Genomic DNA, 13,560 nt, shown 5'->3' on the forward strand with positions numbered 1-13,560 from the left:
AAATGCAATTATCGATAAACTAAAACAAAATTATGAATAAAAATCATGATATAGGCTTTCTATTGCCTGAAAAAATCATCAACATTACTTTTATTTTACTTATGAGAGTATCCATTTTAGTTCTGTATTTAGGATTAACCAGTATTTATGCTAATGTTGTCAAAGCACAAGATGAAATATCTGTAAAAGTACAGGGAGCTTCGCTGCAAACGCTTTTTAATACCATTCAACAAAAAAGTGATTTTGTGTTTTTTTATAACGATGATTTAATATCGTCTACCAAGAAAGTCACTGTAAATCATTATGGAACAGTAGAGCAAATCTTAAATACTGCCTTATCTAATACAGGCTTGTCTTATACGATTATTGATAAACAAATAGTCATCAAAAAAAGTAAGCCTAAAACGTCGTTAAATGAATTGGAACCTTATGAGGTTAAAGGAACGGTTACTGATAAAAAAGGGAATCGTTTAGCAGGGGTAAATGTCTTATTAGTGGGTACACAGATTTGGGATGTTACTAGAGAAAAAGGAGACTATAGAATTGAAGTAGTTGCTACAGATTCGCTTAGATTTTCTTATTTGGGCTATAAAACTAAAACAGTAAGTGTCAATTATAAAAAATTGATAAACGTAGTTTTAGAACCTCAGGTCGAATTATTAAAAGATTTAGTTGTTGTTGCTTCAAATGGTTATACTGATATTCCTAAAGAAAGAGTAACAGGTTCTTTTGAAGTTATGGGTGCCAAAGAGCTTGCCGAAGTTCCAACAGTAGATATTCAGTCAAGACTTGAAGGAAAAATGGCAGGGGTAAAGGTAGATCCAAGAACAGGTAGTATTTCAGTAAGAGGAACCAACAATTTTGGAGGTACAGGTAGTCCACTAATTGTTATTGATGGTTTTCCGCAGTCTGAAAACGATTTTAAATTTAGCAAAAGGAGTGTACCTGGTTCTTCAATTTTAAGTTATCTTAATCCGGACGATGTAGAAAGTATTACAGTTTTAAAAGATGCTGCTGCTGCATCTATTTGGGGATCTCGTGCAGCCAATGGAGTAATTGTAATAACCACAAAAAAAGGTAAGAAAGGAGATCCGATAATAACTTTTAACACCACTACTACGATAGGTGAAAAAATGGATTTGGGTAAACTTCGTGTTATGAATACTGCACAATATATCAACTATGAAAAAAGTTTAGTATCCGGTGGATTTATTGTTGACAATATTACAAGCGCTATTGGCTCCGGTGCTGAGAAAAATCCAAGTGTGGCTCAGGAAATAATGTTTCAGCAACAAAGAGGAACTATTTCTATGACAGAAAGAGATCAGTTATTAAATAAACTGGCACAAAATGACAATCTTGGTCAGATAAATAGATATTTATTAAGAAATTCGGTAACCAGACAATATGATTTATCTGTAAGTGGAGGAAGTGATAAAAGTGCGTATTACTTGTCTTTAGGATTTAACAAGGACGAGGCAGCCATGAGAGGCAATGAATCCCAATCATACAATATCACTTTAAATAATTCTTTTCAGCTCAAAAGTTTTTTAAAATTAAATACAGGAGTAAATTACATTTCAAGTACTTTTCAGGAAAATAATACTGTTAATGAGGCATTGTCGAATGTTTCACCTACTGCGCTGCGTCCATATGATATGCTGGCAGATGAAAATGGAAATGGAATTGATCGCTATATTATTTTTAGACCTGAAGTAGCAAAAGGATTTGAAAACAAAGGTTATTTGCCCTGGACTTACAACTATTTAGATGAGTTAAATTACTCGAATGTAATTACAAAAGGAGCAAATTTAAGATTAAACGCCAGCTTAACTGCTACAGTAAACAGTTGGTTAAACTTTGAAGTTTCCGGTATGTATACTTCCATTGGAAACAAAATCAAAACATTAAATGAAGTTGACAGCTACTATTCCAGAAATCTAATTAACGTGGCAACTTCTGTAAATGCTGCAGGTAAATTGGTTTATGGTATTCCGTTAGGAGCTTATCTGAGTAATACTATAGCTTCTAATAATTCGCAAAGCATGCGTTTTCAAATGAATATCAACAAGAATTTCAATGAAAACAGCGGGTTACACTTTTTGGCTGGTTCAGAAATCAGAGAAGAAATCAGAGAAAGTTCAGGCCAAAGGTATTACGGTTATAATATAGATACAAATGCCGGACAAACTGTAAATCCTACAGCTCTTTACACTACCATTTATGGATGGTCCACAATTATTGGGACTTCAGATAACGCAATAAACAAATATAGAGAGCGCTTTTTATCGTATTACGGATTAGGCTCTTATGATTACATGAATAGATATCACATGTCAGGAAGTGTGCGTTTTGATGATTATAATTTACTGGGAGCTTCCAGAAAAAACAGAGCATTACCGCTATGGTCAGTGGGTGGTAAATGGGATATTAATAAAGAGTTTTTCTTAAGAGAAGTGAGCTGGCTAAACAATTTGTCTGCAAGAGTAACTTATGGTAAGGCAGGAAGTTCACCTAGTGGTGGTTTTGGAAGCCAAAATGCTATTATTAGTGTTGGTTCAGTTGATTTTAATACACAATTACCAACTGCCACTATTTCATTACCTGAAAATCCTGAAATTAAATGGGAAACGACAACAACGCTTAACTACGGTTTAGATTATTCTATTTTTAATAATCGTTTAAACGGAAGTGTTGATTTTTATTATAAAAAATCAAAAGATATTCTTGCAAATGTTCCTTATAACCCTACCTATGGCTGGTCTTATTTAAACTACAATACAGCTTCACTTAAAGGACATGGCGTTGATTTAAGTATTGGGGGACTAATAGTAAACAAAGCTTTTAAATGGAACAGTAATTTCAATTTTTCGTATAATACGAATGAGGTTACAGATACTCGTTACGAACTTACTACAACTAATCAGTATTTATCAGGAGCTGCAATGTTGGGTCATACTATAGGCTACCTTTATGCTTATAAGTGGGCTGGTCTGGACGCTACAGGTCAATCGACTATTGCCAAAAAAGATGGTACCATTATCAATTCTACTCAAGGGATTTCAATGATTGATAAGGAGGATTTGAAATATATGGGAAATACTATTGCACCTTATTTTGGAGGATTCATGAATAATTTCTCCTATAGTAATTTTACATTAGGTGTACAGGTTACTTATTATATGGGCAGCGTATTTAGAAATCCGGTATTGCAAAATTATCCTACTTATGTGGGGGTACAAAGTGGTGCTGTAGCAAAAGATGAACTTATTGCTAGTCGTTGGCAAGTATCCGGAGACGAAGCTAATACAAATGTTCCAGGGTTAACCAACATTAATTATAACAGTGTGAATCGTTTTCAGATGGCAGACATCAATGTATTGCCTGCAGATAATGTTAGACTCCAGCAAATTTCTTTAGGTTACAGCGTTCCGTCAGAATTTTTAGACAGGACATTTATAAAGTCTTTGAGTTTTAATTTTGCCGCAAGAAATTTAGGTTTATTATGGGTTAAAAATGATTTAGGTATTGATCCGCAATACTTGTCAAGCAACAATTATAATACACTTGCTCCTCAGCGTAATTATACTTTACAATTTAATTGTAGTTTTTAATTTTAAAAAATAAACTTATGAAATTTCTAAAATTCACACTATATATTTTCCTGCCTTTACTTTTATTAAACTCATGTAGAGATTATGTTGAAGTAGAACCGGTTGGGAACAACAGAATATTAAAATATACTTCTGATTACAGAGGTTTGGCTAACAACTATACAACGATGAGTTCTTTTGGAGGAATTCAGCTGCTAGCCAGTGCAGATGTAGAATTCCCGACAACTTATCAAAATGGAGTTTCTACCATTTGGAGTAACAGTTATACCTGGCAGCAAACAATATACAATCCTTCTCAAGGCGATCCAGATTGGAATGGTTTATATTTATGTATTTGCTATAGTAATACCATTATAGACGGAGTAATGAGCAGTGAGGGCGGAACAGATGCCGAAAAAAGAGAAATTTATGCCGAAGCTTTTGTACACAGAGCCTTTGCTTACCTGCAGTTGGTTAATACCTACGGCCCACAATTTAATCCGGCTTCTGATAATTCTGAAAAAGCGGTTCCGTTATTGTTAAAACCGGAGTTATTTTCTTCTTTAGAAAGAAGTACAGTTGCTCAGGTTTACGATCAGATTATTTCTGATTTGAAAAGTGCTTTGGCTAATGATATTCAGGATACACCACAATTTAATGTAGTGCCATCAAAAAGAGCGGCTTATGCATTACTTGCCAGAACGTATCTGTATATGGGATCATACGAATTGAGTTTAGATAATGCACAGAAAGCACTTGAAATGCAAAACGGTCTGATTGATTTAAAAACTTTTGCTTCTGGAAATAGTTATCCCGTTTTAATTCAGAATCCGGAAATCATATTTTCTAAAACGTTATTACTTACCTATAGAGGAGCTCCATTATCAAATGATTTACTAAACAGTTTTGAAAGTAATGACCTTCGTTATAATTATTATACTATCGCAGGAACCAACTTTTTCCCAAGTTACACAGGCAGAGGTTTTGCAATTGCAAATTATAGTCCAACCACCGGCATCAATATTGGAGTCTCGGTTCCGGAAATGTATTTAATTGCTGCCGAGTGCTATGCAAGATTAGGACAGCCGCAAAAAGCAGTCGATAATCTGAATATCTTAAGAGCAAAAAGATACAAAGCAGCTACAACTTACGAAGTCTCTGCAACTTCCAACACCGAAGCTTTGAATCTTGCATTAGTAGAAAGACAAAAAGAACTGATTGGAAGAGGATTCCGTTGGTTTGACCAAAGAAGATTAAATCTTGATCCGGCTTTTCAAAAAACGTATACAAGAGTTTTTAAAACCATTACATATACTCTTGAACCTAATAGTGAAGGATATGTATTCCCAATCAATCAAAATTACATCGATTTAAACCCGGAATTGGGTAAATAAAAAACAAGAAAATGTTCAAAAAAATATTAAATATCAAATTACTGGTATTGGCATTTTGCGCCTTTACCCTACAAGTTACAAGTCAGGAAACAAAGCTTAGATTAACCGGAATGGCTGATATGCCCATTCCGGGATCAGCTTTAAACATGACCTTTGATCCAAAAGGCGGGCCTTTGGAGAACATCAAAGAAATTAACGGTTACGTATATGTCTTTAATGATTACAGATGGGAAATTGAAGATCTTAAAATGAAAAAAAACGGTGCCGTATGGAACGTAGAATATACCGTTCCAAAAAACTGTGCTTTTATGGCTTTCAAGTTTTATGGTAATACAGACAACGGGTTAGTTACAGATACCGGACAAGACACCGGTTATCTTTTGGTTGTTTTTAAAGAACCAAAAGTAAAAATGCCGGGAGCAGATTTGGCCTGGGCAACGTTTAGAAACAAAGATTTCAACAGTCAGTTTAACGGTTATTTTAAAGATTTTACAATAAACGGAGACGCTTCAGAATATTGGTTAAAAAAAGAAGTTGCAGATCATGGTGTAAATTTTCCGAAATTTATTGATACTTATATCAAGATTTTAAAAGTTCAGAAACCTGAAAAATTTGAGGAATTGGGACACCGCTTTTTGGGAGATTTTACAAAGAAAATAAACGGTCAGCCTGAAGAGGTTTTTCTAAAAGTTCACAATTTATATTTATTCGATCTTAAAGATAAACCAAAAGCAGATTCTCTTGAAACGGTAATTCAAAAGCAATTTCCAAAAGGAGCTTTTATGCGTTTTAAAGCATATCAGAAAATTATGCCAATTGCAGATGCTGCAGAAAAAAGCAAAGTTATAACTCAGTTTTTAGCTGATTTTCCATGCACTTCTGATGTGCCAGATTCGCAAAAGTATTTCTATGATAACATTGTAAAAACGCAATTTGGATATTATTTTGAGACCAAAGATTACGACAGTGTTTTAGCTTTAATTCCAACCATGAATTTTGCTAATCTGAATGATGCTTATCACCAAAACATCTCTAAAGCCTTGTACTTAAAAGCGGTTGATCCGGCAGTTATAGAAACAATGGCAGTGCCAATAATTAAGTTAATGCAGGAAAAAGTAAACGACTTGTCGTACATGCAGGGAATTTACTGGTCACCAAATCAGGCTACAGAAAATGCAAAAGCACAGCTTAATAATGAGTTGGTGATCCAGATTCGTATGTACGATATGCTTAAAAAGTATAAAGAAGTTCTAGAAACTTTTGAATTATTGCCATTCCAAAAACGTTATGAAAAAGCGAGTATCAACGATATTCATGTAAGAGCTTTGGAAGCTTTAAACAAGCCAATTATTGAAGTTTTAAAAAATGAGGCACGAACCAATACTTTATCTGAAGGATTAACGGCTAAATTAAAAGAAGCCTATTTAAAAGAAGGAAAAAAAGAAGCTGATTTTCCGGCTTATTTAGAGCAGTTGAAAAAAGAAAACAATTCAGAAGAGAAAATAGTTCTGATGAAACCTGTTCCAGCACCCGCAATTAAAGTCCAGACAGCAGATGGAAAAGCTAAAGAACTAGCTTTAGACAACGGAAAAATTATCGTAATTGATTTTTGGGCAACATGGTGCGGGCCTTGTAAACAGGCGTTTCCTGCTATGGAGCAATTGGTAACCAACTTTAAAGAAGACAAACAGGTTGAGTTTGATTTTATAAGTACTCAGGAAACCAAAGAAGGATATAAAAAAGAAGCTTTGGCTTATTTAAAATCAAAAAACTTAAAAGTTGACACCTATTTTGATTTAGTTAAAAAAGGTGGCGGAACGAATAACGAATCTTTCGCAAAATATGCAGCAATCTTTAAGTCAAGTGGAATTCCGAGAAAAGTAGTGATCAAAAACGGGCAAATCCGCTTTACATCTGAAGGATATTCAGGAAATCCGGGTCAGCTTGTAGATGAACTTACAAACGTTATTAACGCTTTAAAGAAAGAATAATTTCTTTTTGAAAATCAAAAAAAATATGAAAAAAATAGTGGCACTGTGTACACTCGTTTTGAGTGTGCATGGTTTATTTGCACAGAAAAAAGCGGTAGATGAATCGGCTTACCAAACATGGCAAAGAATTAACAGCAAATCTTTGTCCTACAACGGTAAATGGATGTCGTACAGCACTGTATTTCAGGATGAAGAAAAGCAAAATAAAAAACAGATCATTATTCAGGAAGCTCCAAAAGGAAAACGATTGGTGCTGGAGAACGTAAGCGATTTAAAATTCATCGGAAAAAAAGACTGGATTCAGTACAATGAAAATAATAATACGCTTTTACAGAATTTGAAATCGGATGAAAAAAGGCTTTGGAAAACCCAGCACTATACCAATGCACTTGAAGGTACAGATATTTTGTATTATACACGTCCGGAGGTGGCTAAAGGGGATTTTTTTCTCCAGCGCTTGGTTTGTTATAATATAGAAAACAACGACAGTATTTTTGTACATAACATTAAATCATTTCGTTTTTTAAAGAACAAATCGATCGTATATGTGCAAATAGAAAAAGATAAAATGTTTTTAAAAAACGGAATTCCCGGAGGAAAACAACAAACCGTTTACAGTGGAAAAGCAGCTGATTTTGGAGATTTTCAGTTAAATGGGAAAGAAGATGGAGGGAGTTTTACTTTAAAAGGCAGAAACAGCGCAGATTTTAATTTGGTGTATTATTTTAGTTTGAAACACAATTCGGTTAAACCGTCATTTAATTACGATGACATTAAACTAAACGACCCTGAATATTCTATTTCAAAAACAGCGTACGGATTGACTGAAAACACCAATTTTGTTCAATTACAGGTTTTTGGAAATAACCGTTCAGAAAATACACAGATCCCAAAATCGGGAGTTGAAATCTGGAAATCGAGTCAGGGAGCAATGGAACGAAGACAAGAATTGGTACGAAATTCTAAAACACTGCCTAGTGAACCCAAGTTTCTTTATGATATCAAAAGTAATAAAGTTATCAAAGTAGCTTCGGCTGGTGAGTTTGATCAGTTAATTGTGCCAGAATCTGTTGATTTTAAAGGTATTTTTGCAATCGATAAAAAACCATATGTAATAGAAGTAGACTGGACATTTAATGAGCGTAACGATATATTTTGGGTTAATGCTTTAACAGGAAAATCGACAAAAGTATTAACAGGCGTTTTTGGCAGTCCATCATGGAATCCCCAGGGAACTTTTGCTGTAATGTATGATGAAAAACAAAAATCCTGGATGGTTTTTGATAGCAGTAGCATGCAGTTTAAAAATATAGGTGTACAAATTCCTTTTTCTGTTTCAAATGATAATATAGATATGGCATCTGCCAATACGGCTTACGGATTTGCGGGCTGGTTAAACAATGGAAATACACTTGTTATTTACGACCAGTTTGATATGTGGGCAATTGATCTTACCAATCAAAAAGCGCCTTATTCCATAACTCAGGGCTATGGTAGAAAAAACAAAGTTGAATTGCGATACAGTGAAAACGGTTTTATAGGTGATTTAGACCAGAAAAAAGCAATTACTTTAATAGGATTTAATACCGAAACAAAGTCTAAAGGTGTTTATAAATTGGCAAACAATACCGTTACCAGAGTTTTTGCTGTACCGGATTACAATACCAAGATTGAAGCTGTTTCCGGTGATGATTTGAGTATATTATTTACCAAAGAAAGTTATACCGTTTTTCCGGATCTTTGGTGGGCGAAATCAAATTTTGGCTCACAGCAAAGAATCACAAATGTAAATCTGCAGCAAAAAGAATATGCGTGGGGAACTTCAAAATTGATTACATGGACTTCTTTTAACGGAAAAGAAAATCAGGGAAATCTTTATCTTCCAGACAATTATGACAGCAAAAAAACATATCCGGTACTAGTTCATTTTTATGAAAAACATACCGAAGAATTAAATCAATACCAGCTTCCGGAAGTGAGTACTTCAAATATTAATATTCCATCTTATGTAAGCAGGGGCTATATCGTTTTTCAGCCTGATGTGCATTATGTTTATGGCACTCCCGGAAGCAGTGTTTACAATGATGTGATCAGCGGGATTGAACATTTAATTGCAAAAGGCATTACAGAAAAAGGTAAAATTGGTATTCAGGGGCATAGCTTTGGCGGTTACGAAACATCTTTTTTATTGACTAAATCAGATATTTTTAGTTGTGCTATTGTCGGTTCAGGAGTAAGCAATTTTACAGCTAATTACCCTGTTATGAGATCAAACGGAATCTCGACGATGTTTAAATATGAGGCAGATCAATACCGTATGGGCAGTTCGTTATACGACAATATTGATGGTTACATAAAAAACTCGCCTCTTTTTTCTGCAAAGAACATTAAAACACCAACACTTATTTTTCATAATGATAACGACCGCGCAGTGCCCTATCAGGAAGGTCAGTCTTTGTTTTTTGCACTTCGCCGTTTAGGAAAGCAAGCCTGGCTGGTGAATTACAAAAAAGAAGGACATACTTTAGAAGATGCCGCGAACAAAAAAGACTGGACGCTCAAAATGCAGCAATATTTTGATTATTATCTAAAAGGTGCAGACCGCCCAAGCTGGATGTAATACAAACCAATACATTATTATACAATTCAAAACTGTTATTTGAAGGTTTCTTTTGAAGCCTTCAAATGGACAGCAGTAGCTTCTTATACCATTTTTAAAAGTTAATTCAAGAAAAACCAATCAAAAAAAAAGATTAGAAATCAACAAATATGAAAGTAAAAATATTTTTAGTGCATTTTATGATACTGGGTCTGGCTCAGCTATCGGCACAATTTAAAACAACAATTCCCTTGCGGAAAGATGTTGTTCATGGTACTTTAAACAACGGAATGCAATATTTTATTCTGCATAACGAATGGCCAAAAGACAGGGCAGATTTTTATTTTGTTCAGAATGTGGGGGCAATTTTAGAAGACGACAATCAAAATGGTCTGGCGCACTTTTTAGAACACATGGCTTTTAACGGAACAGAGCATTTTAAAGGAAAAGGAATAATCGATATGCTCGCCAAACACGGAGTTACTTTTGGTCGAGATATTAATGCTTATACCGCGCATGATGAAACGGTTTACAATATTAGTAACGTTCCGGTAAAAAATCCTGTTTTACTGGATTCCTGCTTATATATATTACACGACTGGTCGGGATTTTTATCTTTAAAAGAAAAAGAAATCGATGCCGAAAGAGGTGTAATACACGAAGAATGGCGCACAAGAAAAAATGCCGATTTACGAATTCAGACACAATTGGAACCGATTATTTATAATGGAAGCAAATATGCCAAAAGAGATGTTTTGGGCGATATGAATATTGTTGATAATTTCAAATACAAGCAATTACGTGATTATTATAAGAAATGGTATTTGCCAAATCATCAGGCTGTTGTAATTGTTGGAGATGTTGATGTTGCAAAAATAGAACAGCAAATCAAAACCATAATGGGCACTATCCCAACGCCATTAAGCGCGGCAGAACGTACTTATGAAACCATTGCCGACAATGAAAAATTAATGTACAAACTAGCCGTTGACAAAGAAGCGCAGAAAACAACTATTGCACTTAATTTTAAAAAGAACAAACCACTGGTTCAGGATTTGGCCAATTTTGAAAATAATTTTACACAGCAACTGGCTTTGCAAATGATGAACAATCGTTTTAGAGAATATATTGTAAACAATCAAACCGCATTATTATCTGCCGGAGTCGGAAATTCAGATATTACAAGATTAACTTCTTTTTTTACATTGAATGTTGTTCCTAAAAACGGCAGAATTTTAGAAGCCTTTACACAAGCTTATACAGAATATGAACGTGCGATTCAAAATGGTTTTACCAAAGAAGAACTGGATCGTGTAAAAGAAAATATGCGCACGATTTACAACAATCAACTAAAAAATAAAGACAAAATTGGAAATGCTAATTGGGCATCGCAGCTGCAAAGTTATTATCTGGAAGCGTTGCCGGTTATGAGTTTAGAAGACGAAGTTGAATTGGTTAAAAATACCTTATCTAAAGTAAATGTAGATTTGGTAAATAAATTTTTTTGGGCCCTTCCAACAGAAAAAAATCAGATTTTAACGGTTTTAGGACCAGATAAAGAAGATATAAAATACCCTTCAGAATCTGATTACACGACTATTATTAAAAGTGTAAATAATCAAAAACTAACGCCTTATAAAGAAACGGTAAATACTGCTGCACTTGTTAATGAAATATTAGCGGTTAAACCAATTTCGAAAAAATTTAGAATAAAAGGAATCAAAGAAGCAAAAGGATATATTTTAGATAGTGGAGCAAAAGTTGTTATTTATCCAACAACTTTGGCTCAGGATCAGATTCTTTTTTCTGCTTTTAGTGCCGGCGGTACTTCTTTGATTTCAGAAGCTGATTTACCTTCTGCCCAAATTGCAACTGTCTTGGCAAAGAATTCGGGACTTGGAGATTTTAAAGCTACAGATTTACAAAAGCAGCTTGCCGGAAAAACTATAAAATTAAGTCCGTTTTTAGGAGAACATTATGAAGGTTTTAGCGGAAGCTCAGTAAAACAGGATCTGGAAACTTTAGTGCAGCTGACCTATCTTTATTTTACGCATCCTCGTTTTGAAAATCAAGCTTATAATCGAATTATTGATTTTTATAATAATTCATTAGAAAATGCCAGCGAGAATAACAGCAAAGTTTTTGGAGATACAATAGCTTTATTAGATACCAATCACAATAAGAGAACTTTTCTCTTGACTAAGGAAAATCTGCAATACCTGAAATTTGACAAAGCTTCAAAAATTTTCCAGGAACGTATTGCAAATGTTTCTGATTTTACTTTTGTTTTTGTTGGAAATGTAAGCGAAAGTGATCTTGGAACCATCAACAAATACTTAGGAAATATTGCAGGAAACCAGACGCAGGAAAAATATATTGATCATAAAATTGGAATGGCAAAAGGGAGTGCGAAAGAAAAATTGGCAAGAGAAATGAATGTTCCTAAAACAAGTATTTATGTACATCTTGAAAATAAGCAGGTTTCTTTTTCAGAAAAAAAGCAAATTATGGCGTATATGCTGTCTCAATTGTTAGACAAACGTTATTTAGAGAAAATCAGAGAAGATGAAGGCGGAAGTTACGGCGTTCAGGTTGGAAGTTCATTATCTAAAAATCCAACTCCAGTATTTACTCTTGAAGTAAGTTTTGACTGTAATCCCGAAAAAGATGCCAAACTGCTTCAGATTGTTTATGAAGAACTAAATGGTATTGTAAAAGAAAATGTTGATGCAAAAAACGTATCAGATATCAAACAGGATTTAATCAAAAGCAATCAGCAAAACATCAAGTCTAATTCATATTGGATGAACACTATTGTTGAGCAGTTAAAATCAGGTGATAAATTTATCAGCAGCAAAGCTTACGAAAAACTGATTCAAAGTATTACGGTAAAAGACATCAAAGAATATGCAAATGAGGTACTTCCGCAAGCCAATAAAGTTGAAGTCATGATGCAGGCAAAAAACAATCAATCTTCAATAAAATAACAGAATAAAATGGAAGGCAATCCTAAAAATAAATTTTAATGGTCTTTACAAATATTTTGAATTAGTTATTTTTTTTTGGCAAGACTAAAAAGAGCTGTTTGCCTACAGCTCTTTTATTAATTGTTTTGGCCGCTTTTCAATGAGCTGTACATAACTAAAAATTGGAAACACTCATAGCAAATCCTCATTTTTTATGATTACGATCAAATTAGTACAATTTATACAGGTACTATATAGATATTCTCCATTTTATTTAACTGCCTAAGTTGGTTGGCAATTCATAATGCGGGCAAATTATTTTTTTCTTCATGCTTAATTTAGAGAGATATAAATTAATTGCAGATTCAGAGTTATGCCATAATTGTAATAGTACTATTATCCATACAATAGCTTATTATACAATCTTATAATTATTGACAAACCAGCAGCATAAAAAAATCATTAAAAATGTTAATAGGCGAAAAAATCAAAAATATCAGAGAATTAAAAAATTATACGCAGGAATATATAGCATTCCAATTAGGTATAACGCAGTCTGGATACAGTAAAATTGAAAAAGGGAAAACGAGTCTGAGTTTGGAGAAACTTGAACAGTTGGCACTTATACTGGAAGTGCCTCTGGAGAATATCATAAATTTTGAGAGAAATAGATATTTTAATCAAAATAAATGTAATGATGAACAATGGTCTACGGACGTTAGGAGCAAATTTGAATTGATTAAAAGGCTCCATGACGATAAGATTGTGCTATTAGAGAAGCTTATTGAGAAAACAGATTTGGAGCTTCAATTTTACAAACAAAATTACGGAAATTTGTAATCCATTCGTTTCGAGACTGATTAACCTGGTAAATCATCGTATAATAGACTAAAATCTATAAAAAAACTGTCTTATAAAAATTATAAGACTTCCCTCAAAAAAGTTTATCAATAGCTTAATAGAATTGCTGCGATTGCAGTTACAAATTTGGCTATATTTTTCTTTTTATACTAATCT

The 13,560-nt window shown here is 33.8% G+C and carries 6 protein-coding genes; all 6 read left to right on the plus strand.

The features are described from left to right. The first annotated feature begins 32 nt into the window (after window positions 1-32). Window positions 33-3,614, plus strand: coding sequence for a SusC/RagA family TonB-linked outer membrane protein (locus tag HAV12_RS10740; RefSeq protein WP_171569660.1), 3,582 nt, complete (start codon window positions 33-35; stop codon window positions 3,612-3,614). A 17-nt stretch (window positions 3,615-3,631) separates the two neighbouring features. Further along, window positions 3,632-4,987, plus strand: coding sequence for a RagB/SusD family nutrient uptake outer membrane protein (locus HAV12_RS10745; RefSeq protein WP_171569661.1), 1,356 nt, complete (start codon window positions 3,632-3,634; stop codon window positions 4,985-4,987). Window positions 4,988-4,998: 11 nt separating this feature from the next. Further along, entirely contained in the window at window positions 4,999-6,978 is a 1,980-nt protein-coding gene (locus HAV12_RS10750; RefSeq protein WP_205423369.1) for a TlpA disulfide reductase family protein, read from the plus strand. Between the two features lie 25 nt (window positions 6,979-7,003). Beyond that, window positions 7,004-9,598 carry a S9 family peptidase gene (locus HAV12_RS10755; protein ID WP_171569663.1) on the plus strand — a complete coding sequence of 865 codons (2,595 nt, stop codon included), beginning with the start codon at window positions 7,004-7,006 and terminating at the stop codon, window positions 9,596-9,598. A 149-nt stretch (window positions 9,599-9,747) separates the two neighbouring features. Beyond that, a complete protein-coding gene (locus tag HAV12_RS10760) occupies window positions 9,748-12,564 on the plus strand; it encodes a pitrilysin family protein (RefSeq protein WP_171569664.1) in 2,817 nt (938 codons plus the stop codon). A gap of 447 nt (window positions 12,565-13,011) precedes the next feature. Then, on the plus strand, window positions 13,012-13,383 hold the full coding sequence (locus tag HAV12_RS10765) for a helix-turn-helix domain-containing protein (RefSeq protein WP_171569665.1): 372 nt from the start codon (window positions 13,012-13,014) through the stop codon (window positions 13,381-13,383). Window positions 13,384-13,560: the final 177 nt, after the last annotated feature.

Source organism: Flavobacterium sp. CLA17 (genome assembly GCF_013112255.2).
GTDB lineage: Bacteria > Bacteroidota > Bacteroidia > Flavobacteriales > Flavobacteriaceae > Flavobacterium > Flavobacterium circumlabens.